Annotated in this window: 20 protein-coding genes; 12 read left to right on the top strand and 8 right to left on the bottom strand. The window is 52.4% G+C overall.

What is annotated here, in order from left to right:
• Window positions 1-21 precede the first annotated feature (21 nt).
• On the top strand, window positions 22-903 hold the full coding sequence (locus ACYVI1_RS04495; protein WP_460907137.1) for a sterol desaturase family protein: 882 nt from the start codon (window positions 22-24) through the stop codon (window positions 901-903).
• Between the two features lie 126 nt (window positions 904-1,029).
• On the top strand, window positions 1,030-1,728 hold the full coding sequence (locus tag ACYVI1_RS04490; RefSeq protein WP_460907134.1) for a hypothetical protein: 699 nt from the start codon (window positions 1,030-1,032) through the stop codon (window positions 1,726-1,728).
• Between the two features lie 83 nt (window positions 1,729-1,811).
• Here the strand turns inward: ACYVI1_RS04490 and ACYVI1_RS04485 are convergent, their stop codons facing one another.
• Complete coding sequence (locus ACYVI1_RS04485; protein WP_460907132.1) at window positions 1,812-2,117, bottom strand: GNAT family N-acetyltransferase; 306 nt, start codon at window positions 2,115-2,117, stop codon at window positions 1,812-1,814.
• Window positions 2,118-2,214: 97 nt separating this feature from the next.
• Between ACYVI1_RS04485 and ACYVI1_RS04480 the strand changes: the two genes are divergently transcribed.
• The gene (locus ACYVI1_RS04480) at window positions 2,215-3,177 is read left to right on the top strand and encodes a helix-turn-helix transcriptional regulator (RefSeq protein WP_460907129.1); all 963 of its coding nucleotides are present in this window, start codon (window positions 2,215-2,217) and stop codon (window positions 3,175-3,177) included.
• A gap of 150 nt (window positions 3,178-3,327) precedes the next feature.
• Here the strand turns inward: ACYVI1_RS04480 and ACYVI1_RS04475 are convergent, their stop codons facing one another.
• Entirely contained in the window at window positions 3,328-4,536 is a 1,209-nt protein-coding gene (locus tag ACYVI1_RS04475; RefSeq protein WP_460907126.1) for an acyl-CoA dehydrogenase family protein, read from the bottom strand.
• 173 nt (window positions 4,537-4,709) lie between these two features.
• On the opposite strand from ACYVI1_RS04475, the gene ACYVI1_RS04470 reads away from it, so the two are divergent.
• Both ACYVI1_RS04470 and ACYVI1_RS04465 read left to right on the top strand, forming a co-directional pair.
• Window positions 4,710-4,940: a hypothetical protein gene (locus ACYVI1_RS04470; protein WP_460907124.1), complete on the top strand. Its 231-nt coding sequence runs from the start codon at window positions 4,710-4,712 to the stop codon at window positions 4,938-4,940.
• Window positions 4,941-5,086: 146 nt separating this feature from the next.
• Window positions 5,087-5,734 carry a carbonic anhydrase gene (locus ACYVI1_RS04465; RefSeq protein WP_460907122.1) on the top strand — a complete coding sequence of 216 codons (648 nt, stop codon included), beginning with the start codon at window positions 5,087-5,089 and terminating at the stop codon, window positions 5,732-5,734.
• 553 nt (window positions 5,735-6,287) lie between these two features.
• Here the strand turns inward: ACYVI1_RS04465 and ACYVI1_RS04460 are convergent.
• Complete coding sequence (locus ACYVI1_RS04460; protein WP_460907120.1) at window positions 6,288-8,237, bottom strand: glycoside hydrolase family 88 protein; 1,950 nt, start codon at window positions 8,235-8,237, stop codon at window positions 6,288-6,290.
• Between the two features lie 221 nt (window positions 8,238-8,458).
• Here ACYVI1_RS04460 and ACYVI1_RS04455 point away from each other — a divergent pair, with 221 nt between their 5' ends.
• Both ACYVI1_RS04455 and ACYVI1_RS04450 read left to right on the top strand, forming a co-directional pair.
• A complete protein-coding gene (locus ACYVI1_RS04455) occupies window positions 8,459-10,057 on the top strand; it encodes an NAD(P)/FAD-dependent oxidoreductase (protein ID WP_460907118.1) in 1,599 nt (532 codons plus the stop codon).
• Between the two features lie 104 nt (window positions 10,058-10,161).
• Complete coding sequence (locus tag ACYVI1_RS04450; RefSeq protein WP_460907484.1) at window positions 10,162-10,791, top strand: NUDIX hydrolase; 630 nt, start codon at window positions 10,162-10,164, stop codon at window positions 10,789-10,791.
• On the opposite strand, the gene ACYVI1_RS04445 is transcribed toward ACYVI1_RS04450, so the two are convergent.
• From ACYVI1_RS04445 to ACYVI1_RS04430, 4 genes are all read right to left on the bottom strand, one after another.
• On the bottom strand, window positions 10,792-11,439 hold the full coding sequence (locus ACYVI1_RS04445) for a hypothetical protein (protein ID WP_460907116.1): 648 nt from the start codon (window positions 11,437-11,439) through the stop codon (window positions 10,792-10,794).
• Window positions 11,440-11,482: 43 nt separating this feature from the next.
• On the bottom strand, window positions 11,483-12,865 hold the full coding sequence (locus ACYVI1_RS04440; protein ID WP_460907114.1) for a TolC family protein: 1,383 nt from the start codon (window positions 12,863-12,865) through the stop codon (window positions 11,483-11,485).
• A 71-nt stretch (window positions 12,866-12,936) separates the two neighbouring features.
• Entirely contained in the window at window positions 12,937-14,295 is a 1,359-nt protein-coding gene (locus tag ACYVI1_RS04435) for an HlyD family secretion protein (protein ID WP_460907112.1), read from the bottom strand.
• Between the two features lie 85 nt (window positions 14,296-14,380).
• Window positions 14,381-15,373, bottom strand: coding sequence for an ATP-binding cassette domain-containing protein (locus tag ACYVI1_RS04430; RefSeq protein WP_460907109.1), 993 nt, complete (start codon window positions 15,371-15,373; stop codon window positions 14,381-14,383).
• Window positions 15,374-15,492: 119 nt separating this feature from the next.
• On the opposite strand from ACYVI1_RS04430, the gene ACYVI1_RS04425 reads away from it, so the two are divergent.
• The 3 genes from ACYVI1_RS04425 (at window position 15,493) to ACYVI1_RS04415 (ending at window position 20,890) form a co-directional block, all read left to right on the top strand.
• Entirely contained in the window at window positions 15,493-16,182 is a 690-nt protein-coding gene (locus ACYVI1_RS04425) for a TetR/AcrR family transcriptional regulator (protein ID WP_460907107.1), read from the top strand.
• A 333-nt stretch (window positions 16,183-16,515) separates the two neighbouring features.
• Complete coding sequence (locus tag ACYVI1_RS04420; protein WP_460907105.1) at window positions 16,516-17,682, top strand: efflux RND transporter periplasmic adaptor subunit; 1,167 nt, start codon at window positions 16,516-16,518, stop codon at window positions 17,680-17,682.
• 97 nt (window positions 17,683-17,779) lie between these two features.
• Window positions 17,780-20,890: an efflux RND transporter permease subunit gene (locus tag ACYVI1_RS04415; RefSeq protein WP_460907103.1), complete on the top strand. Its 3,111-nt coding sequence runs from the start codon at window positions 17,780-17,782 to the stop codon at window positions 20,888-20,890.
• Window positions 20,891-20,961: 71 nt separating this feature from the next.
• On the opposite strand, the gene ACYVI1_RS04410 is transcribed toward ACYVI1_RS04415, so the two are convergent.
• Complete coding sequence (locus ACYVI1_RS04410) at window positions 20,962-21,660, bottom strand: SGNH/GDSL hydrolase family protein (RefSeq protein ID WP_460907101.1); 699 nt, start codon at window positions 21,658-21,660, stop codon at window positions 20,962-20,964.
• Window positions 21,661-21,834: 174 nt separating this feature from the next.
• Here ACYVI1_RS04410 and ACYVI1_RS04405 point away from each other — a divergent pair, with 174 nt between their 5' ends.
• Complete coding sequence (locus ACYVI1_RS04405; protein ID WP_460907099.1) at window positions 21,835-22,437, top strand: RNA polymerase sigma factor; 603 nt, start codon at window positions 21,835-21,837, stop codon at window positions 22,435-22,437.
• The gene (locus ACYVI1_RS04400) at window positions 22,427-24,067 is read left to right on the top strand and encodes a hypothetical protein (RefSeq protein ID WP_460907097.1); all 1,641 of its coding nucleotides are present in this window, start codon (window positions 22,427-22,429) and stop codon (window positions 24,065-24,067) included. Before ACYVI1_RS04405 ends, ACYVI1_RS04400 begins: the two co-directional genes overlap by 11 nt.
• Window positions 24,068-24,144 lie beyond the last annotated feature (77 nt).

Raw genomic sequence — 24,144 nt, 5'->3', positions numbered from 1 at the left:
TGCATACTACTCAGAAAAAGTATGAAGGACCTCATTCAGTACGCCATTCCCGGCTTTATTATCCTGCTGGTTGCCGAGGTGATTGTGACGGCCCGGCAACAGAAAGATTATTACGATGCCAAAGACACCGCCAGCAGTCTGGCAATGGGCATTGGCAACGTGGTAGTTGGGTTTGTGGGGAAAGTGCTTGTGTTTGGCGCCTACTCACTCGTTTACCAGTTTCGGCTATTCACCGTCGATATGACGTACTGGTGGGCGTGGGTTGTTCTGTTCTTCGCCGATGATGTCAGCTATTACTGGTTCCATCGCATCAGCCACAGCAGCCGGTACTTCTGGGCATCGCATGTGGTGCATCACTCGTCCATGAAGTACAACCTCGGCACGGCCCTGCGCCAAAACTGGACGGGCAACATTAGCGGTTCGTTTGTTTTCTGGATATGGCTGCCTCTGCTTGGCTTTTCGCCGGTGGCTGTCATGACCATGCAGTCTATCAGTTTGTTATATCAATTCTGGATTCATACCGAACACATCAATAAGTTTCCGGCACCCATCGAATTCATTTTCAATACGCCTTCCCACCATCGGGTGCATCATGGCTCCGATCTCGACTATTTAGACAAAAATCATGCGGGCGTACTCATCATCTGGGACCGTATGTTCGGCACCTTCGAGTTGGAAGGTGCCCGCCCAACCTATGGCCTGACGACTAACCTCAACACCCACAATCCGGTCAGGATTGCGTTTCACGAATGGGTCGCTATCGGGCAGGACATCCGCCGGGCGGGATCGCTGCGGTCGGCACTGGGCTATATTTTTGGCCCGCCAGGCTGGAGCCACGACGGGTCCCGGAAAACAACGAAGCAATTGCGGGCTGAGCGGAACGAAGTTACCGAACAGGTGTAGGGTGGTATCAGGTTCTCAACCCTGACACCAATTGCTGACGCGAACTGTCAGGTTTGAGAACCTGACACCACTACGACAACACCACATACGTAACAGCAGAGCCGTTTTTCAGGTTAGTAAGGCATCATGATTGCTGGATACCTACTCGCATTATCACTCCTGACGGGTCAGCCTGATTCACTTGTCCAGGCAGATACGACCCGGTATGCACGTCCGAAGATAAAACCAGCCTTTAATCTTGACTTTCGGGATTCATTTCTTGACCGTCAGCGGGTTAATGTACTGGGTGTCAATACTGGTATTGAATATGGCCCTAAACGACATCAACTGACACTGGGGTATTACTGGATTAGTTACGCTACTTATCTGCGCCTGATTGACTGGCGACGCGACGCTGCCCGGCGCATTAACCTCAACTACTACACCCGCACCGATTTATGGTACCTGAACCTGCTCTACTGGTATAACCTGACCAACAATAAACGCTGGAAGGTTAGCATACCGCTCGAAGTTGGGGGTGGCGTGGCTTATGCCCTTCCGGTCAACCTGAGTCAGGATCTTCCCATTGACCGCAGCCATCGGAGTTTTTTTGTGCCGTTGCAGGCTGGCCTATATGCCCAATGGAAAGCCACCCGCTGGGTCGGGCTAAGTGCCCAGATGGGCTACCGGCTGTCGATTTTCCAGACCGATATTGACCAGAATTTCAACGGCGCTTATTACAGTATTGGGATCAGTATTTACCCCGCCTTAGCCACTGATCTCTGGCGATGGGTCACGAAGCGAGACCGCATTTCGCCCCTGCACGAGCCAAAACCGCAGAAGTAGTCATTCATTGTCTCAGGGTTCAGGGTCCAGGTTCCAGCCAGGCTATTGGCGCCTTTGGAACCTGGACCCTGAACCCTGGACAATTAGAATCCAGTAGCCGTATAGGCTGTCGATACAACCCGGTTCCAGTCGGGGTGGCGTTTCAGGTAGGCGGTTACAAACGGGCAGAGTGGCACAATTTTCAGGTTATTCTGTTCAGCAAAGGTTAAAACAGCTTCCACCAGTTGCGAGCCAACGCCCTGCCCTTCCAGACTGGGGTCTACTTCGGTATGAACAAGCGCGAGGGTTTCATCATCGACGTTCTGGTAGGCGACGATAGACAGTTTGCCATCGGTTTCTAATTCAAAACGGTGATGGTGGGTATTGTTTTTGAGTTGGGCTGTATTCATAGCAGTTGGACGTTTGTTAGCCATTCTACACCAAAAAAGGCCCGCTTGTTCAACCGAAGCGTTTTAATTTGCAAATCCCTTTCCCTGAACGTCTCCCATGAACCGTCTCGACCGCCTGACCGCCATTCTGATTCACCTGCAAACCAAGCGCGTGGTGCGTGCCCAGGAACTGGCCGACCGCTTTGGTATCAGTCTGCGAACCATTTACCGCGATGTTCGGTCGCTGGAGGAAGCGGGCGTCCCGATTGGCGCCGAGGCCGGTATCGGGTATTTCCTGACAGACTATCACCTACCCCCCGTGATGTTTACCAACGCTGAAGCCAGTTCGCTGCTGCTGGGTGGCAAACTCATCGAAAAATGGGCCGACGAGTCGGTGCGGACCGAGTTTGAGTCGGCTTTATTCAAGATAAGATCGGTGCTGAAAAAAGCTGATCAGGAACACCTGAATGACCTGGAGTCTCACATAGATGTCGCCAGGCCTGCCTTCCGGACACCCTATTCCGATAGCCTTCTCAACGACATCCAACAGGCTATTGCTCAGCAGCTTGTGCTTGCCATTCAGTACCATTCGCAATACAACAATGCCGAAACCGAGCGCGAAGTTGAACCGGTTGGGCTGTATCATTACCGCATGGGCTGGCACCTGATTGCTTTCTGCCGGACTCGCCAGGACTACCGCGACTTTCGCGTTGACCGCATTCGCCACCTTACCAACACTGGGCAGCACTTCTCCCGTCGGGAGCGGCTGTCGCTACGGGAATACCTCGACCGGCTGGGCAAGAATGATATGCCCGTTGTGGCGGCCACCGTTCTGTTTCAAAAATCAGTAGCACGTTTCATGCAGGAACAGAAATATGCGTATGGTTTTCAGAGCGAAGAAGAGGCAGGGGATTTTGTCCGAATGCAGTTCCAGACGCCTTACCCGGAGGGCCTTGCCCGCTGGCTGCTTATGTATGGTAAGTCGGTAACCATTGAGCAACCCGACTTCATGCTCCAGCTCATGCAAACACTGGCCGAAGAAATCCGGGCGCATTATCTGGAGAATTTAGTTCGTGCTTAAGAGGACTCTTTAAGGCTTAATTTGAGTGTGTTTTTACCACTCCTCCCTCCGTCGGCATGATAAAAACACACTTTTTCAGAGATGTTGGGGGTAAGTACCTAACCCCCACTCACTCAAACAGATGCGATGTCAACACATCCGGCTGACCCACTACTTAAAGGCCGGGATGCCCGTAATTTCTGCGCCCAGAATCAGCAGTTGAATATCGTGGGTGCCTTCGTAGGTGCTAACCGATTCGAGGTTCATCAGGTGGCGCATGATGGGATATTCGCCCGAAATACCCATTGCGCCCAGAATCTGGCGGGCTTCCCGGGCGATACGCAGCGCTACCTCCACGTTGTTTCGCTTGGCCAGCGAAATCTGGGCGGTGGTGGCCCTATCTTCGTTTTTAAGCGTACCGAGCCGCCAGCACAACAGTTGCGCCTGGGTAATGTCGGTGAGCATTTCGGCTAATTTTTTCTGCACCAGTTGAAAACTGGCTATCGGTTTGTTGAACTGGATGCGTTCGAGGGAATACCGGCGGGCTACTTCGTAGCACTCCATAGCCGCCCCCAACGCCCCCCAGCTAATGCCATACCGCGCCTGCTCTAAGCACTTGAGCGCACTTTTGAGCCCAAACGTGCCGGGCAGAATGTTCTCTTTCGGAATCTGTACGTCCCGAAAAACCAGTTCGCCCGTGCTGCTGGCCCGCAGCGACCATTTGTTGTTAATCTCGGCGGTGGTGAATCCATCCATGCCGCGCTCCACAATCAATCCCTTCACTTTACCCTGATCATTTCTGGCCCAGACAATGGCAATGTCGGCAATGTTGGCATTGGTAATCCAGAGTTTCGAGCCATTGAGCAGATAGTAGTCGCTGCGTTCGATGAAGTTGGTTTCCATACCACCGGGGTCAGACCCATGATTGGGTTCGGTCAGGCCGAAGCAGCCGAGTAGTTCGCCTTTAGCGAGTTTGGGCAAATAATAGTTCTTCTGTTTCTCCGACCCGAAAGTCAGTATGGGGTACATCACTAAGGAGTTCTGCACCGACACGCACGAACGCATCCCGGAGTCGCCCCGTTCAATTTCCTGCGTCATCAGGCCATACGAAATCTGGTCTAATCCGCCCCCGCCATATTCAGTCGGAATAGTAGCGCCAAATGCGCCAATCTGCCCAAATTTTTTGACGAGTTGCCGGGGAAATTCACCCCGTTGGGCGCACTCTTCGACGATGGGTGTAATCTCACGTTTGACAAACGTGCGAACAGCCGAACGAACCAGTTTATGTTCAGCCGTGAGCAGATCATCAAGACAGTAGAAGTCGGGCGACTCAAACGAGTCTACCTTATTTCGGGGCGGAGTTAGGGAAGGGGCTTGCATAGGAGGTTAACCGAAAATGATGGGGCTTGTTGGCAAAGTACTGATTTTTTGTCAATTTGCCGGGCAACACGGTCGTTCGCCCAGCATTTACGCATTCTGCAAATGATAAGTATCGCCTTGCATTCAGGTACATAAATCCCTTAAATCAGTTCATTACTCAGCCTTGTTTCACGATGAAAACAAACGCAGCGAAACCAAGCGAATACTTAGACATTGTCCAGGCACATTATTCCAATGCGATTTCCACCACTGAGGGCATCCGCCGAATCAATAAGTATATAAAAGAGCAACTGAGCATGGAGTTTAGTCAGGTTTTGATGGTCGATGGTATTTGCAGCGACGATATTAACTGTTCTCAGTATCCGAAACACGACTCTATCGGTTCATTTATACTGGGGAATTAAACCGATTTCCGTTTGTTGGCTCAACCGGCATGGATGCATTTGCCCACTATGTGCCTAAAGATGACCTTTCTCCAATATTTTTAGGTAAACCATTGAGGAAAGTCCTTTGGTACGAATTACTTTTGAACTAAAAACAAGAAGAGCTTATGAGTTTGTACGATCAGGTGTTCAGTCATAACAAAGAATGGGTGCAGCAGCAGTTGCAACTCGATCCCGACTATTTCTCAGTAATGGCTAAAAGCCAAGCCCCCGAATTTCTTTACATTGGCTGCTCTGATAGCCGGGTATCGCCAGACGCTTTCATGGGTACCAAGCCAGGAGAGGTATTTATCCATCGAAATATCGCCAATCTGGTACCCAACAACGATATTAGCTCGCTGGCAGTGTTGCAGTATGCAGTCGAGAATTTGATGGTTAAGCACGTCATCGTCTGCGGACATTATGGATGCGGTGGCGTTAAAGCAGCTACCACCCACGATGATTTTGGCTATATGAATACCTGGCTACGTAACATACAGGACGTGTATCGTATGCATCGCGATGAGCTTGACGCCCTTGAAGACTCTGAAGCCATACATCGGCGGCTGGTCGAGTTGAATGTACGGGAGCAGTGTCTGAATGTGATGAAGCTATCGTTTGTGCAAAAGCGTCTGTTTGGGAGTCAGGATATCAAGGTGCATGGCTGGGTGTATGATCTTGCCGACGGACAACTTAAGGACATGAAAGTTACACTTGACGATCTAGAGCCAAACCTGGCTATTTATCGGTTTAGAAATACCAAAACCGCGCGTTAGATGGATAGTTAGGTCGCTTTGCCAAATCGCGTATGCTACTGGAAAGAATACTCAAAATCCAGTATGAATACGTACTTCAATGACTTAGTAGCCTATAGGAAAACCCGGGCCACCGGAGCGGAAAACTCGACTCTTTAAATGGAAAGTCATAGAGGTCTATCGTGTTGAACGGTCCAAGCTTCCGAAACTAAAGAGCAAGTGGGCATCTCGAAGACAGAATTGCTTCGTTTTAATCGTAGTAATTTTAGATAGTATACGAAAAAGATCCGATGATTCAAACCTGGTTAGAGCCTTGTGGAAATGTGTTCAATAATTAAATGTAACAGATCCATACTTCATTCTGGCGGGCGGCATTCTCATCAATGGCGATGAAGATATGGGGTCATTCACGGCCATCAAGCGGTTCGTGTTATGCAACCTGGAAAACCCCGATCTGGGATGGACCAATCTACAGGGAATCTGTTTCCCTGCGTGAGAATGGAACAAGTTTATAGTTTATAGCTGGCTGACGCATGGGTACTTTCGCGTCAGCCATCTGTAAACTTTTTGCCCTTTACTTCCCCTGCGTCAGCAGCCAGGCAGCCAGTTCTTTAGCCGCCCGGAAATTTTCGTACTGAGCGGGAATCCGGCGTCCATCTACGTACTCGTTATAGAGCCAGGGATCGCCCACAGCACAAACCCTTCCTTTGCCTACACGGGCAACCGCCATAATCACATCGCCTGCGTCGGTCACGACAGCTTTAGCGGGAGCTTTTACCTCAATTGGAGCCAGTTCTTTGATGTAAACCGTTCGGGTTTTCGGAAAAACAGCCGTATTGGGCGGGATGCTTATTTTCCCCTGTTCCCACTGAGTTCCCTGCACCATGTTGCGGTTTTTGGGCAGAAACTGCATCCCAAACCGGGCCGCTAACTGATTGAACTGCCTGTGTTCGCAGTTCGCCGTGTCGTTAGCCATCAGCATGAGCGTACCACCCGCCTGCACCCAGTCGGCAATGGCCTTGATGTCGGTCTCGTTGATGTAATTGGGGTTTGTCGTTTCTTTGGGCGTGTCGGGGTCAACAAGGATATAGACATCCACGCCGTTGAGCGAAGCCGCCGTTGGCGCACCGGATACGGTAGCTGTTTTAGCGCCCAGGTTCCTGAAAATGGTACCCCACCAAAGAAAACCCGAATGCAGCCGGTCGTCCCAGGTGTAATGAAATAGCTCCTGCTCACCCGTTATCCCTTTCCGAAATTCGTGGTTGAAGTAGTTGTCGACGGCCACTGTTTTTCCTTTTGCAAGGCTGTTCTCATCGGCAATTTCCATTTCCACGCTGGCCATAATGAACGGCCCTACGCCTTTCAAATCGTCCTGACGGAGGGGTTCGCTGAGGTAATATTCGTAGCTGCCATCGCGGTACGGTTCTCCACCCAAACCACCCACAAGCACCGTTTTTTCTAAGTGAATCAGCCCTTTTTCGTCCGTTGTAATAAAATTCTTCAGCATTCCATCGTAGCCTTTGCGGGCGGCTGGCAGCAATGAAGCAGGCAGGTAGCCCAGGCGAACCCCTTTGGCAATGGCATAGACAAACATACCCGTTCCCGACGCTTCGAGGTAATTTCCTTTGTCGCCCAGGCGGTCGGTGACCTGATACCAGCAACCTGATTTGGGGTCCTGATACTTCACAAGGGCAGGGGCCGTCCGTTGCAGAATCGAAACCAACTCGCCCCGGCGCGGATACGACGGTGGCATGTAGTCGAGTACATCGACCAACGCCATCACATACCAGCCCATCGCCCGGCTCCAGAAATTCGGCGATTTACCGGTTTGCTTATTGGCCCATCTTTGCGCCCTGCTTTCGTCCCAGGCGTGATAGAGCAACCCCGTTTTCTCATCGCGGGCGTGTTTTTCCATCCACACAAACTGGTTCGTAATGTCATCGAAATCGTTTATATCCGCACCGGCGGCCCGTCCATATACGCGGGCATATTCGGCGTAGAATGGCTCGGCCATGTACAGGCCATCGAGCCACATTTGATTAGGATAGCGTTTTTTGTGCCAGAAACCGCCCTCCTTCGTGCGGGGCTGCTGGGCAAGTTGCCTGCGGAGCAGATCGGCGGCTTTCCGGTATTTTGCGTTGCCCGGCAGAGATTGCTGCGAAAGCATCAGCAGGGACCGGCCGGGCGTAACAAAATCAATATTGTAGTCATCCATAGTGTAGGTTCGGATGCCGCCATCGGCCGTTACATACCGGTCCATATTTTTCTGGATGTACTGAAAATAGCGATCGTCGGCGGTGCGGTACCAAACCTGCTCGATAGCCTGGAGAATAACCCCCATTTCATATTCCCAATGGGCATCTTTCCCTTCTTTCACGTAGGCAATCGAATCGGCATTAGTGGTCATGATGGTGGCCACCATTCGCTGCGACCAGGGCATTTCACCTTTGGGCTGCTTAGTCGCTGACTGAGCCAATGTGAGTTGACTAACTGCCAGTAGGATACCGAATAGCGTAAACTTCATATTATTTTTTCTTGCCTGATATTTCAGATAGCACATTTAAGGCAAAATCTACTGTAACGCTCGTAGCGTGGTGGTGCGGCATACCGACCGCTGATCCGCATAGCCGCAGGCTACGTTGTAGCTGAAAATCATTAACCTACGGCTACGCGGATCAGCGGTCGGTATGCCGCAGCACCACGCTACAGAACCCAAATTGATGCCCGCCTGTTATGGATTGAACGATGATTCACCAGCTTTCCCTTACGCTCCCGCCCGAACTGGCACTTGACGACTCAGCTTTCCGGTCGCATGTGATCAACCTTTTTTCCTTACCCGATACCGACGACATAGTGGTGCGGAAACGGCGTCAGTCCCTCGACGCCCGCAACCGGCAGGTGCGCGTGCAGGTCGAAGCCGATATTTATGCGGGCGATACTCCGCCCCCGCTCATCCAGTACCACAAACCGCAGACCGACGTTAGCCGGGCACCGCAGGCTATTGTCGTGGGGGCTGGCCCGGCAGGTTTATTCGCAGCCCTTCGGTTGATTGAATTGGGTATAAAACCCATCGTGCTCGAACGGGGCAGCAATGTTCGCACCCGCCGACGCGATTTGGCCGCTATCAACAAAGATCATATCGTTAACCCTGAATCGAACTATTGCTTTGGCGAGGGCGGAGCCGGCACCTACTCCGATGGCAAGCTCTACACCCGCTCAACCAAGCGGGGCGATGTCCGGCGAATTCTGGAAATCTTTGTGGCACACGGCGCTACGGAGCAGATTCTGGTGGATGCTCACCCGCACATTGGCACCAACAAACTCCCCAACGTGGTGGCCGACCTGCGCGAAACCATCCTGAAGTCCGGGGGTGAGGTTCGGTTCGATACCAAAGTTTCGGACCTGATGCTGACCGGGACCATAGCTGGCCAACAAGCATTAAAAGGCGTGGTGCTGGCCAATGGCGACGAACTGACCGGCATTGGGGTTATTCTGGCAACGGGCCACTCGGCACGCGATATTTTTTACCTGCTTCACAACCGCCAGATTCGCATCGAAGCCAAACCTTTCGCCATGGGCGTTCGCATTGAGCACCAGCAGTCGTTGATTGACCAGTTTCAATATCACCGGCCAAACCGGGGTGAGTATTTACCGGCTGCTTCGTATAGTTTGGTAGCCCAAACTCGTTTCAAAGGGGTAGAACGTGGCGTTTTTTCGTTTTGTATGTGTCCGGGTGGGTTTATCGTTCCATCGGCAACCGCGCCGGGCGAACTGGTCGTGAATGGCATGTCGCCCTCGCGCCGGAACTCGCTCTATGCCAATTCGGGCCTGGTTGTAGCCATTGCCGACAATGATTTGCACCCTTATGCCGACGAGGGACCGCTGGCCGGATTAGCCCTGCAGCAGGACCTCGAACGCTGGGCTTGCCGGATGGGCAACAGCCAACAGGTCGAAGCGTCGCAAACGGCTCCGGCTCAGCGCGTTGCCGACTTTGTGGATGGTCGTGTGTCGGGCCAATTACTGCCGACCTCGTACCAGCCGGGCCTGGCATCAGTCGATATGGCTGATGTGCTGCCCGACCATATTACCCAACCGCTTCGGCAGGGGTTGCGGGAATTCGGGCGGAAAATGCGCGGCTATCTGAGCAACGACGGGCAGATAATTGGCGTAGAAAGCCGAACGTCGTCGCCGGTTCGGATCCCGCGCGACCGCGACACCTGCGAACACGTTGAGCTTCGGCGGCTGTTTCCATGTGGCGAGGGAGCGGGCTACGCGGGCGGCATTGTGTCGGCGGCTATGGACGGTGAACGATGCGCTGAGGAATTAGTTAAGTTATATAAATAAATATTTCAGGTTTCAAGTTCAATGTTTCAAGTTCCAGCCGTGCCAGCTTTCGGTCTGGATTCTACCATTGAACTTGAAAGATGGAACATGGAACAATAGATTCAGTGATCGACACCTCGTTTCATAGCTTTACTGAAGATCTGCGCCGACGCTTGCAGAAACCATTACCGGGCGAAACGGCCCACCAGAAAATGGCGTCGGCGGCTCGGTATCGGCTGGGTATCAAGCCCAATGAGCGAACGCGCCGGTCGGCGGTGTTGATTTGTTTTTATCCGTATCAAAACTCCATTTACCTGCCCCTGATTTTGCGTCCTCAATACGATGGCGTTCATGCCGGACAGATGGCCTTCCCCGGCGGACGCATGGAGCGTATCGACGAAAACCTGACCCGCACGGCCCTGCGCGAAGCCCAGGAAGAAGTGGGTATCCGGGTGTCGGATGTGAAGGTGCTGGGCCTGCTGACCGAATTATTTATTCCACCAAGTAATTTCTACGTGCAACCCGTGGTGGGTCTGTTACCCTATCGCCCGGATTTTTACCCTGATCCCCGTGAGGTTGAAGCCATTGTGGAGGTGAACTTAGAGACGCTTCTGGACGAAACCATCGTTGGCGACAGTCAGATTGAAGTGCGGGGTATGGTGGTCGATGCGCCGTTTTATCAGATTCAGGAGCACCGCGTTTGGGGCGCTACGGCCATGATGATCAGTGAGTTACTGATGGCATTAAATTCTTAATCAGGTTGCCTGAGCTTTGGCATATAAGGTTGCCAGATTAAACGTCATTCCTTCGGTAATTGTGACATCATGACTCCAGCCATCCCGAATCACAATCGCATCGGCCGATTCAGACTCCCAAATGACCGGAATGTTCTCCGTAAAAATCCAGATTACTTTTTTAACCCCAAATTCGTGGAGTTCGCGGGTCTTTTTAATGAAATAATCGTGTTGGTACTGGTACTTCGTTAGGTCGGCTTTGGTGTCAATTTCGATGACGTAATCAGGGGCAACCGGCATATATTTATTCGCTATAGGAACGTCCTTCAGCCGCACTTTATCATAGAGAGCAATATCACAGGAACGCCATTTTTTCTTCCCAATCTGAACCCCTACTTCACTGGCCAGAATCCGAAATTGTTTCCGTAACGGATGTGTGAACAGAAACTCCTGAATAATTTCAATTAAATAACTTTGCAGGTAGCTTGCCCCCATAATTTCCTCCGGTTCCTTTAGTCCATTCAATACATCCCGATAGCCAGCGTAGTAAACGGGCTTTTCGTCCTCCATTTCGTAGACGAGCTGGCTCAGCAAACGTTGCCGCTGCCGACGCTGTTCGGGTGTCAGGGCTGTTTTTTGGGGCTTGCGTTTCTCCTCGACCGGTATCATACCATGGCTTATTTGATGCAATATACGGATAAAGCCTAAACCGTTACAAGGTCGTTCCGGCGACAAAATACAACTCGGCAACGGCTTTCTGGTATTTCGTTTTCAACTCCTCTCCTTTCAGTTGCAGGTCGATTAATTTGGTTTCACGGGCGTTGATCAGGAACAGCGAACTCTCGCCCAACTCAAATTTCTGCTGTTCGGCCCGCAGCAGCTTCTGCTGATTCTGAATCGTTTGCTGCTGCACAGCCATTTGCCCGGCCAGCGTTTGGAGTTGATTGTAAGCCGCCTGTACCATATTGGCAAGTATACGGCTCGTTTGCTGCTGCTCCAGCGCCACCTGCTGACTTTTTACCTGCACTTCGCGGAGTTTGCCGCGCTCCTTCCGCAAAAACAAGGGCAACACGAAATCCACCCCAATCTTATGATTTTGCGAACGAAAGGCATAGTAACTACTCCAGCTATAGCCCGCATCGACCGTTGGCGTTTCGCTTAACAAATTGGCATTGAGCCTGATCTGGGGCTGAATCATGGCCCGCCGGAATCGTTCTTCTACCGTTAGCTGCTGATTTTTTACCGCCAGCTTCAGCAAGTCGGGGTGCTGGGCAGCGGCCTGGCTGAGCAGGGTCTGGAGCATACTGTCGGCAGGCATGATGATCGTTGGCTCCTGCGGAAGAACCCGCGCGGGCAGTTGGACGGGTTGTGCGTTCTGGTTCCAGAGAAACGTGCTGACATACAACCGGGCATTTTGTTCTTCCACCTTAGCCTGTTGTAGCTGCATCAGGCGATCCTGCACCGTAATGAGTGCTTCGGTGGTGTCGATAATAGCTGCATCGCCGAGTAACGCCCGTTCGCGCAGAGCCACAAACCGACGGCTGGCCAGGTTGTAGCCATCGGTTAACAGTTGCCGCTGCCGATGAGCCAGGAACCACTCCCAATAGGCTTTGGCGGCATCGAACAGGGTTTTATTGACCAGCTTCAGCCGGTCGGCCTCGGCCAGATTCTGCGCTAACCGCGCCTGCCGGATGGCAGTACGCCGGGCATCAACGAGCAAACTCTGTCCTACGGGTATGCTAATGCCCACCCCGGCCAGGCCCGACGAAGGGGTTCGCTCTTCAGGATTGATGAACTGGCCATTGTTTCGGTCATACGATACGTTGAGGTCGATGCCACCCGGCCAGAGTGGTACAACCAATTTGTTCTGCCAGTGGTCATAATATAAATCATTGCCAAATTCTTTCCGGTCATAAGTCGACACAAGTTTAGGGTCGAAGGCACCCCGCGCCTGCACCAGCACCTGACGGGCTTCTTCGCCGAACAAATCGGCCTGTTTCACCATTGGGTGATGCTGTCGGATTAACTCATAAAATACCGATGCCGAAAAAACGGCTGTGTCAGGTTCTGTTGTGGGCGTAGGTTGCGAGGACACAGACCACGGAAAGGCGGATATAGACACCAGCCAGCCACACATGCCAAACCACAAACGATACACCAACTGCCTCATTTCTTCGCTCCTTTCTCGTCGTTAGGTTCCTGATGCAGGCTCGGTGGAAACCCGTTGAGCTGCCGCCAGATTTCGTACCAAACCGGCACATCGTCGAGCATGACCCAGCCGTATACGCCCGACCCGACCCGTAACTGCGTAGGCCAGGGCTGATCGCCGGGCTGGATAACGGGTTGGACCAGCAGCCGGTACGTTCCGTTTGGGCTGCTCACGGCGTCGATAACGGCTACGCGGCCACCAAACGTGCCCACCGATACCGTGGGCCAGCCCGCAAACTGAATGGCGGGCCAGCCATCGAACTGAAGCCGTACAATTCGGCCCGGCTGGATAAGCGGCACGTCCATGGCCCGAACAAACAGTTCCACAGCCAGTTGTGGACGGGCGGGTTGCAGCGTGGCAATGGATTCCCCTTCTTTAATAAGTTCACCAATGCCCGCTTTGGCGGGACGCACGACGTAGCCATTCTGGGGAGCACGTACAACGTATAACCCGCGCCGGACATCCACGCTGCTCATTTTGTTGGACAGTTTGGCGATTTCACCATCTGCTTCGGCCCGGTACGAGACTGCCGAACTGCGGTCTGACTGCGTTTTAGCCAGTTTTTCCTGAAAGTCAGCCTGTACAGTGCCCAGGTCTAACTGCGCGTTGACCAACTCCTGCCGCGATACATTTAGTTTGGCTTCCTGCGAAATCACTTTTGCGTTATCTTCCTGCACCTTCAGCCGCCGGGCTTCAAGGTCAGTAAGCGAAAACAGACCATTCGCATAGCCTTTTTCGAAACGGTTGAGCCGGTCGAGGGCAATCTGGTAGTTTTTCCGAACCGCAATCAGGTCCGCTTCATCGGCAGCAACTTTAAACTCACCCTGCCGAACCTTATTGCGAACCGCAGATAGTTTTATACCTACTCCCGTTTTCAAAGCCCGTATCTGACCATCCAGCGCCCTGATTTTGGCATTGGTCGCTTCCAGACTACCTTGTTTGGCTGTAAACTGCTCACTCAACCGCTGGGGCAGATTCGGGTCGAAATAGTCGTCTTTGGTGTCTGAAATTACCAGAATCGTATCGCCTTTTCTAACGAAATCACCATCTTTCACGGCCCACTGTTCAATTCGCCCCGGTATTACATTCTGAATGGTTTGCGGCCGGTCCTGGGGGGTAAGGGCCGTAATGCTTCCTACGCCATTGATGTTCTGCTGCCAGGGCAGAACCATGCCGACCAGGCCTGCCACCAGAAAAAACAGCAGCCAGCGTCCCAGGTTCCGCCCTCCATCCGACGACGGCAGGGCGCGAAGTGTTTTAAGCGGGTATCGCTCAAACAATTCTTCGTTTACGCGATGATTTGACAGATTAAGCATCCAACAGGAATGATGAATGATGAATGATGAATGATGAATGATGAATGATGAATGATGAATGATTTTACAAAAAAACAATCGTTCATCATTCATCATTAGTTAACGGCATATCCGTTATGTAGCCAATTTTTTCAACGGCAGTGAGCAGGTCAAATACGGTATCGATGCCCGACATAAGTTTATCGACCGAACCAGTAATGAGCACAATAATCAGTTCGGCGGATACAAACTGCCCCAACGACATTTGCCGGCCCACGACCAATACTGTACCTAAAATCAGCAGGCCACCTGTCACAACGGTTTTAAAAGCGACACCACTGTAAAAGAATCGTTTCAGAACCTTAAAATGCTGATTACGGTACGTGCTATATTGAGCAGTCAGGGCGTCCATAGTATCAATTGGCTCGAGTGTGTCGGGCTGGTGGCGGTAGGCTGGCAGGTCGCGGGCCATCTCTTCGAGCCAGGCAACCACTTTGTACTTATAGGTCGACTCCTTCAGGCTCGTGCGGATGCCACTCGGACCGTAAATCCGGCAAATCAACAGGATAGCGAGGATAATTAACGCCCCGAATCCAACAAAAATGGGGTGATAGGCCGAGAGGAGAACAAGCCCGAAGACAATCTGTACGCCAGCCGCTGTCAGGTCGATTAGTAACTTGGGCAACCCCTTCTGGATTGTGAGCACATCAAAAAAGCGGTTCATCAGTTCGGGCGGATAATAGCCCGACAGTGCATCTGGCTGAATACGCGGCAGCCGATAGGTAAACTCAAAAGCGGCCTTCGCAAAAATACGCTGCTGAAGCACTTCAACCAGCCCCATCTGCGCCACCAGCAACAGACCCGTTGCCAGCACGCCCAGAATCACCAGGCCAATTAGCAGATAGACGGAACTGAACACTAACCCGCCCGATACCAGGTTGAACACCGCCTGAACACCAAGCGGCAACGACAGGCTAATCAGGCCCGTAACCAGAGCGTATAAGTAAATGTAACCAATATCTTTTTTCTCATTTACCAGCAACCGAATCAGCCGTTGCAGGGGCGAGGGAGGAACATCTATAAGTTGTAGAGAGGCCATGATAGCTTTATATACAATAATGATAGTTTTACTATCTTTTTTGCAAACATAACTTTTATTCACGGTAGTATGTTTACTTTGCCCATGAATTTTTGTTAAGAGGTTTACGGACAGGACAAATGGACTATTCGATACATGTCCGCATGAATGAGCGGCTGTTTCTGCGCGACCCCGAGGGGTCTGAACTGGGGCGACGGATTATCCGGCAGAGCATCTCCCTATTCGATGAGATTGGTTTTGAAGAGGCCACGTTCCGGAAACTGGCCGAGCGCATGGGCACAAAAGAAGCCAGCATTTACCGGTACTTCGAGAATAAGCACCGGCTGCTGGTGTATTTAGTGGCCTGGTATTGGCAATGGCTCGATTTTCAGCTTGTTTTTCAAACCAACAACCTCGCTGACCCACGCGAGAAGTTAGAGCGCCTGCTTCGGTTGCTGCTGCTAATCGACCTCGACAATGTACTGAACGACGACATCGACGTGCGGGCCTTACACAGCATCGTTATTCGGGAAGCCAGCAAGGCTTACCTGACGCATCATGTTACGGAAGACAACCGGCAACAATTGTTCAAGCCCTATAAAGACCTTTGTGGGCGCATTGCCGATCTAATTTTAGCCTACCGCCCCACTTACCCGTATGCCCGGTCAAGAGCCAGTTCACTCATTGAAACGGCCCATTATCAAACGTTTTTCATGCAGAATCTCCCCTCCTTAACCGACTTTGGGCAATCTGGCAATCAGGACAAACTCCTGAAGTTTGTCAGGCATTTGTTATTCTCTTCCTTAGATGAGCCGGGCGCGGATGTGTAACCCGTTTTTTCGTTAACTAAGTACTTCCTGAACAGAAAAATTTCCTGCCGTTTTCACCATCCTGCAAGGCGTAAACAGCAGGGTGCTCATAATCACGGCGTCGACCTCAACGGAGGCTGGCCAAGGGCCAGATTGTGTTTCAATCGAGTAAGCATTTTTACGGATATACAGACCGGCGGCCGCCTGAAGTCAAGGCCTGGAACTGAGAATAAAACTGTTCATTTTCAGCCAACTGCGAGTTGGAATAGTCATCAACATGAATAGCTTTGCACAGTGTAACAAAATAGATTTTTAACGGTTAACCGTTAACGTATCTCTGCAACTAATTACTCCGTGAAAAGATGGATTGCTATCGGTCTCGTCGTTCTGGTACTCGGCGGGATAATTGTGTACAATAAAATACTACACCCGGCTCCGGGAGCCACAGGCGGGGGTGGAAAAGGGGAAGCATCTGGCGGAAAAGGCGGGGGTGGAAAAGGTGGAGATGCGGGTTCCCGACCAGGCGGGGGCGGAAGGGACGCCGGCCAGCCGGCCAGCGTTAATGGCTTTGTTGTCATATCCAAACGACTCAGAGAAGACATCGTCTCGAGTGGTTCCTTATTAGCCGCCGAACAGGTCGATATTTATCCCGAAATTTCGGCCCGCATCACCCAACTCAACATCCGCGAGGGCCAGCCCGTAGTTAAAGGCGCGTTGCTGGTTAAACTCTTCGATGCCGACCTGCGGGCGCAGCTTCTGAAACTTCAGGCCCAGGCCGACAACGCCCGGCGCACCGAAGAGCGCAATAAGCAATTGCTGGCGCGGGGGGGTATCAGCCAGCAGGAATACGACATTGTGACGACTAATCTGCGGTCGTCGCTGGCCGACATCGAACTGGTGAACGCCAATCTGCAACGCACCGAGATTCGGGCGCCCTTTTCGGGCGTAATCGGTCTGCGAAACGTGAGTTCCGGAGCGGTGGTATCACCCAATACGCTTATTGCCCGGCTTCAACAGATCACCTCGCTCAAACTGGATTTTTCAATTCCTGAAAAATATGGCCAGTCGGTGCGAAATGGCAGTTCGATTTCGTTTTTAGTAGACGGTGCCACCCAGCCGAGTCAGGGTGTAGTGTATGCCATTGAGCCGGGCGTGGAGGAGGCAACCCGTAACCTGCGCGTTCGGGCGAAAATCAATAACACAACAGCCAAGTTTCGGCCTGGCACCTTTGCCCGGGTCACACTCACGATTCAGAACGAGCAAAGCCTGGTTGTTCCATCACAGGCCATTATTCCACAAACCCGCACCAACCAGGTCGTGCTTGTGAAAAATGGCAAAGCCGTGTTCAGAGACGTGAAGACGGGCCTTCGCACGGAAGGGACCATTCAGATTCTGTCGGGTGTGCAGGCAGGCGATACCGTAGCAACGACGGGTTTGCTGTTTTTAAAACCCGATGCACCCGTTAAAGTTGGCCGCGTCATTACCTTGCCGGGCACCGGCCCAAAAGTAGCCAGTAACTAAATTTGTTTCAGGTGTCAGGTTCAACGGTTCATGTTGGCGGCTAAACATGAACCGTTGAACCTGACACCTGAAACAAAAAAACAAACTCAACACGAAAATGAGCCTTCCTGAACTAAGCCTGAACCGCCCTGTTTTTGCGATGGTACTCTCCATCGTTATCGTCCTGTTCGGCGTTATCGGTTTCACCTTTCTGGGTGTTCGCGAGTACCCGGCCATTGACCCGCCGGTGATTTCGGTGCGAACAAACTACACGGGCGCCAATCCCGAAATTATTGAATCGCAGATAACCGAGCCGATTGAAAAATCGCTGAACAGCATCGAAGGCATTCGCACCATCTCGTCGAATAGTTCTCTGGGGGCCAGTACCATTACGGTGGAGTTCAACCTCGATGCCAACCTGGAACAGGCCGCCAACGACGTGCGTGACAAAGTGGCGCAGGCCCAGCGGCAACTGCCCCAGGACATCGACGCCCCGCCGGTTGTGACGAAAGCCGATGCCAACTCCGACCCCATTATTTTCATGACCGTTCAGAGCACCACCCGCAACCCAACGCAGTTGTCGGACTACGCGGAGAACGTGCTGCAGGAGCGGCTCCAAACGATTCCGGGCGTGAGTCAGGCTAACATTTTCGGCCTGAAACGCCAGGCTATGCGGCTTTGGATCGATCCCATCAAACTATCGGCCTATCGGCTAACATCGCAGGATATTCAGGCTGCGCTGACGGCCCAGAACGTTGAACTACCGGGTGGGAAAGTATACGGCAACAACACCGAACTGACAGTGAAAGCGGTGGGGCGGCTTACCTCGGAAGAAGATTTTAATAATCTGATTCTGCGGCAAACTTCCAATCAGATTGTTCGCTTTAAAGACGTTGGGTATGCCGTGCTGGGGGCCGAAAATGAAGAAACCCTCTCGAAACAAAATGGGGCTGTCGGGGTAATTCTGGCCCTGGTGCCTCAACCCGGCGCCAACTACGTCAGCATTGCCGATGAGTTCAACAAACGCTTCGAACAACTCAAGAAAGATCTGCCGGATGATATTATCGTCAGCGTGGGTACCGACCGAAGCATCTTTATCCGGCGGGCCATCGAGGAGGTCGGCGAAACGCTGCTCATCTCGTTCGTACTGGTCGTGCTGGTCATTTACTTCTTCTTCCGCGACTGGCTGATCGCCTTCCGGCCGCTGATTGACATTCCGGTGTCGCTGATTGGTGCGTTTTTCATTATGTACATAGCCGACTTTAGTATTAATGTACTCACGCTGCTGGGCATTGTGCTGGCAACGGGTCTGGTGGTCGATGATGGCATCGTTGTAACGGAGAACATTTTCAAGAAGATTGAACAGGGCATGGAGACCAAGCAGGCGGCACGGGAAGGCTCAAACGAGATTTTCTTTGCCGTAATATCTACCTCCATCACGCTCGCTATTGTGTTTTTGCCGATTATTTTTCTCGAAGGGTTTGTAGGCCGGCTATTCCGCGAATTTGGGATTGTGGTGGCCGGAGCGGTCTTGATTTCGGCGGTTGTTTCGCTGACGCTAACCCCCGTATTGAGTGTAAAACTGACCAGCAAAAATCACGGCCGGTCCTGGTTTTACCGAAAAACCGAACCCTTCTTTGTCTGGCTCGACGAATCTTACCGAAGTGGGCTTAGCGCCTTTATGCGGGCACGGGGTTGGGCATTTGTGCTGATTGGGGTATGCTTGCTGCTGATTTTTGGCGTCGGATCGCTTCTGAAATCCGAACTCGCCCCGCTCGAAGACCGGGGCCGCACCCGAATTGGGATCACCTCCCCCGAAGGTACCAGTTTTGAAACCCAGGCAACGATAACCGACCGGATCATGCAATTTGTGCTCGACTCCATTCCGGAAACCAGACTTGCGTTCAGTGTGGTTGCGCCTGGATTTACGGGTTCGGGTTCGGTTAATTCGTCTTTCGTCATGGTGAATATGGTCGATGCTGCCGACCGGAAACGATCCCAGCAGGAGATTGTCGACTACCTGACCAAAAACCTCAGAAAGTTTAACGAAGCCCGGATGTTTCCCAATCAGGATCAGACCATTCAGGTGGGCCGGGGGGGTGGTCAGCCGGTTCAGTTTGTCATTCAGAACCTTAATTTTGAGAAGTTGCGGGAAAAGCTGCCCCTTTTCTTAGATGAAGTGCAGAAAGACCCCACTTTCGTGAACCCCGATACGGATTTGAAATTCAACAAACCCGAACTGAACATCACCATCGACCGCGAAAAAGCCACGAACCTCGGCATTTCTGTGCAGGATGTGGCCCAAACGCTCCAGTTAGCCCTTAGTAACCGGCGACTGGCTTATTTCCTGATGAACGGAAAGCAATATCAGGTCATTGGGCAGGTGGCCCGGGGCGACCGCGACGAACCCGTCGATCTGGCGTCGTTCTATGTCCGCTCGAATGCGGGCCAACTGATCCAGTTAGACAACCTGGTGAAGTTTAAAGAAGTGAGCAGCCCCCCCCAGGTGTATCACTACAACCGGTTCAAATCAGCAACGGTATCGGCCAGCCTGGCGCCCGGCAAAACCGTTGGCGACGGTGTGGAGGCTATGCAGGCCATTGCTGCCCGCACCCTCGATCAGAGCTTTCAGACGGCCCTTTCCGGCCCTTCGCGCGATTATGCCGAGAGTTCCTCCAATACGATCTTTGCCTTCGGCCTTGCCCTGATCCTCGTTTATTTGGTGCTTGCCGCCCAGTTCGATTCATTTATCGACCCGCTCATTATCATGATTACCGTCCCACTGGCATTGGCCGGGGCCGTATTCTCACTCTGGATGTTTAACCAGACACTGAATATTTTCAGTCAGATTGGCATCATTATGCTCGTGGGACTGGTGACGAAAAACGGTATTCTCATTGTGGAGTTTGCCAATGAACAGCGGTTATTGGGCAAGAATAAGTTTGATGCCGCCGTTGAGTCGGCGGCTCTGCGCCTTCGCCCCATTCTGATGACTACCCTTGTGGCCGCTTTCGGTGCGCTGCCGCTGGCCCTCGCGCTGGGGTCGGCCTCAAAGAGCCGGGTTCCGCTGGGCATTGTTATTGTGGGCGGGCTGCTGTTCTCGTTAGTACTGACGCTCTATGTCGTGCCGGTCATTTACACGTACATGAGCCGCCGGAAAGATGTGACACCAGACGAGCCGAAAACCGACGATAAACCCAAACCTGAAGAGCTGGAAGTGCACGCTTAGAGGCTGTCTAACTTTCATAAAAACAGGCTCGGTTTTACCCCCAACCGAGCCAACAGAAATCTACTCTTTACTCATCCTCGCCGAATTGCCTGAACGGTAACGATGGTTGGGGCCGACTCATAAAAATCGAACAGCGAACGGCCCAGCAACTCGTGGCTTATGGCGTTAAGGTGTTTCGCATCATTGGTCAGGAAATATTCGTCCCGTGGCCGGATAACGGAATCCGTATCGAAAACGCTTACCAACTGGTCGTTGGCCTCCTGCACGATAACAGCCCGGCTGTGTTTGTTCACCCAGCGACGAATCGGCTCCCGATGCGGAAAGGGCGTCAGCAACAAGACCTTATGCCGATAAGGCCGCACTTGCGTTAACAGGGCAGAGAGCCCCGTGCCTACCCCAGTCGGGGATAGCATGAAGCGCATGGTTGCGGCAATCAAGCTAGCCGGACTCGCCCCGATTGTATGGTCAGCTTTTGGAAAGACGCCCGGCAGACAGGGCAGGGAGATGTTGTTGCTACCGGCCGGTTTGACCGGCTCAGGCGGTTGAATAGCCGTGTAATCGAGTTGAAGTAAAATAAGGTCATACTGCTCTATAGGTAGTTTTGCCAGCGTTGTCAATACCTGCGGCATCGTCTGATGAGCATACGCATCAACAGAGACTCCCTGCCCTGAGCGGCTTATCTGCCGAATAAAATGGCCAATATAGCTTAATTTACCACCTGGCAGCCCATACCCGTAGGTATGTTCATCGCCAACTACCAACACATTCATTCGTCAACAAAAATAGGGTGAGTAAGCCCGTTTTCTTCCAGTACGTATCGGATAGGGTAAGTGTGGCAATGGCAATCAAAAATTGTGAATAACCTAAATAAACCATGCAACGTTATACGTTAGAAAAGCGTAGGGTGTTTATAGTCAGGAACCTTTACTAAATCTGCCCAAATTTTGTTTTTCCGAAAATCGTCTTCGTTCGCCGATCATGACCTGCTGAGCGTCATTCGGTCTTGTCGCGCCAACGATCCGCGAGCGCAGCGAACGTTGTTCAAACAGTTTTTTGGGTATGCCAAAAGCATTTGTCTACGCTACACGTCGAATGTGGAAGAAGCCGAAGATGTCCTCAACGAGGGATTTCTGAAGGCATTTCAGCACTTAGACAGCTACGACGAAACGCTCCCCTTCAAAGCGTGGCTCCGCACAATTCTGGTCAATACGGCCATCAGTCATTACCGCAAAAATCATCGGTTCGACCAGCATAGTTCACTGGAGACAGGTGAACAGGTCGCTTTTGACGATGACGTGGTCGACCGGATTGCCGCCGAGGAGATTCTGGCCTTAGTGCAGCAGCTTAGCCCCACCTACCGAACGGTGTTTATGATGCACGTAGTGGACGGGTACAGTCTCCACGAAATCGCCGGCATTCTGAGCCATAACGAAGCGACTGTGCGATCCAACTACGCCCGCGCCCGACAGAAGTTACAGCAGCTCATCAAACAGACTTTTTACGAAAAAACTGGCTCAACCACCCCTACGCCATATCATGAAAACTGACCGATTTACCGATATTATCCGGCGAAAGCTGGAAAGTATCAGACCGGAGTTCACCGAGAAAGACTGGACGCGCATGCAGGCCACCCTCAGGCAGGCAGCCCCGCAGCCATCCGATTCACCCCAGGCGGGTGCGCCGGGGGCTGGACAACCCTTTAGCGGGGGCATCTGGTTGGCACAACCCTGGCTGCTAGCCGCAGCAACCGTTAGCACGGTACTGCTCATTGCGTTCAGTGTCTGGCAACGTCGCGAGATTAATCACCTGCGCGGTACGATTGGCCAATTGACTGAGCACCCTTCAGCCCAACCGGTAACCAAAAGTACGGCGGCCGATACGCCTGCGTCAAACAGCCCGACGGTAGCCCACACGGATGGCGGCAGTCGGGCCGAACAGAACCCGGCCTTTAGTTCATCAAAACCCCAGGCGGGTGCGCCTTCGATTCAGCGGGACACGGTCTACATAACCCGTTATGGGACAGTGCCTTCTCATGATCAAGTGGACGGGGCTACCAGCAATCGAGTTGCCAAACGAACAGAAACTCCCCCCGACCGACTGCCCTCGGTAGCCACGACTGCTACCGACCCGGCAGGTCAGTCAAAAAATACAATCAATAACCCCAAAACGGAATCGTATGATGCACCCTCTACTCCTTCTTATGGTAACAAAACGATTAATACTGAATCCCTAACAGCCAGCAAACCAACGGGCCGGGCTACGAAAGAGTCGATTGGTGATGGCCGTAATGCAAAAAATCAATCCCTGAAAAGCGGTAGCACGTCTCCCGCGAATTCGATTGAACCGCCTGTCAATACGCAGCCGATTAACCTGGCAACGCCCGCTGAACGGGTTACGGAAACAGGCGCAGCAATTGAGTTGATAGGTAGTCGCCCTCTTTCAACAGAAGGGATTAACTGGCAGGCAGCGCTGGCTCATCGGGCGAAATCACTGCGACCAGCCCGGACCACGCCGGTTGTTGAACAAAGGGCTAACCAGACCCCAGAAAGCCAGCCGGCTAATCCGACATCAATACGATTCAGGGCTGGTGTTGGGGGCGAATTGGCCAGCCGTTTAGTAAGTACTGGCGTATTTACTGAGGTACTGGTGGGTAAGCATTGGGTTCTGGGAGTTGGATTTGGGCAAACTGCTTACAACGGTACATTCATAAACGATTATGATTTCTATGTACGAACACGTCGGGATTTCCGACGGGAGTATGCCCGTGGCCTTGATCCCAAGCGCGACATTCTGAACATTGATACCCGCGCGACCCGCCTTCAGATTCCCCTTCATCTCGGCTATCGGATACCACTGACCCAAACCCTGACCGTATCGACAACCGTTGGCACGTATCTGAATCTCGCCGGCGCGGAAACCGGCACGTTCTATTCACCTGTATTCATACCCCAACGGGGCTTCGATGAGCATACATTTAGCACCAGCCCATCCGTCGATCTCATTACAAGTTTTGTTATAGGAGCTGGCCTTGAGTGGCAACGCGGTCACTGGGTCGTACAGGCCAGTCCAGTGCTCACTCTTCCTGTGCAGGCTGACCCAACGCCGATGCAACCCGACCCTAACTGGCAGAAAAACACAACGGTTGGCCTGCGGGCGCGGCTGATGTTTCAGTTTTAGGTGCTGTTCCCCTCACCCCCGACCCCTCTCCCAGAGGGCGAGGGGAGCAGGACTTGGCTTTTTCACCCCTCGCCCTC

The organism is Spirosoma areae (assembly GCF_054781775.1).
Note: the sequence above shows the minus strand (reverse complement) of the source record. Positions and strands in the feature narration are given on the sequence as shown.

Bases quoted from the DNA above. Each gene is read 5' to 3' on its own strand.
- ACYVI1_RS04470 (WP_460907124.1), top strand. From the start codon at position 4,710: ATGAAAACAAACGCAGCGAAACCAAGCGAATACTTAGACATTGTCCAG.
- ACYVI1_RS04425 (WP_460907107.1), top strand. From the start codon at position 15,493: ATGGACTATTCGATACATGTCCGCATGAATGAGCGGCTGTTTCTGCGC.
- ACYVI1_RS04490 (WP_460907134.1), top strand. From the start codon at position 1,030: ATGATTGCTGGATACCTACTCGCATTATCACTCCTGACGGGTCAGCCT.
- ACYVI1_RS04485 (WP_460907132.1), bottom strand. From the start codon at position 2,117: ATGAATACAGCCCAACTCAAAAACAATACCCACCATCACCGTTTTGAA.
- ACYVI1_RS04430 (WP_460907109.1), bottom strand. From the start codon at position 15,373: ATGGCCTCTCTACAACTTATAGATGTTCCTCCCTCGCCCCTGCAACGG.
- ACYVI1_RS04460 (WP_460907120.1), bottom strand. From the start codon at position 8,237: ATGAAGTTTACGCTATTCGGTATCCTACTGGCAGTTAGTCAACTCACA.
- ACYVI1_RS04475 (WP_460907126.1), bottom strand. From the start codon at position 4,536: ATGCAAGCCCCTTCCCTAACTCCGCCCCGAAATAAGGTAGACTCGTTT.
- ACYVI1_RS04415 (WP_460907103.1), top strand. From the start codon at position 17,780: ATGAGCCTTCCTGAACTAAGCCTGAACCGCCCTGTTTTTGCGATGGTA.
- ACYVI1_RS04455 (WP_460907118.1), top strand. From the start codon at position 8,459: ATGATTCACCAGCTTTCCCTTACGCTCCCGCCCGAACTGGCACTTGAC.
- ACYVI1_RS04400 (WP_460907097.1), top strand. From the start codon at position 22,427: ATGAAAACTGACCGATTTACCGATATTATCCGGCGAAAGCTGGAAAGT.
- ACYVI1_RS04410 (WP_460907101.1), bottom strand. From the start codon at position 21,660: ATGAATGTGTTGGTAGTTGGCGATGAACATACCTACGGGTATGGGCTG.
- ACYVI1_RS04445 (WP_460907116.1), bottom strand. From the start codon at position 11,439: ATGATACCGGTCGAGGAGAAACGCAAGCCCCAAAAAACAGCCCTGACA.
- ACYVI1_RS04495 (WP_460907137.1), top strand. From the start codon at position 22: ATGAAGGACCTCATTCAGTACGCCATTCCCGGCTTTATTATCCTGCTG.
- ACYVI1_RS04480 (WP_460907129.1), top strand. From the start codon at position 2,215: ATGAACCGTCTCGACCGCCTGACCGCCATTCTGATTCACCTGCAAACC.
- ACYVI1_RS04435 (WP_460907112.1), bottom strand. From the start codon at position 14,295: ATGCTTAATCTGTCAAATCATCGCGTAAACGAAGAATTGTTTGAGCGA.
- ACYVI1_RS04465 (WP_460907122.1), top strand. From the start codon at position 5,087: ATGAGTTTGTACGATCAGGTGTTCAGTCATAACAAAGAATGGGTGCAG.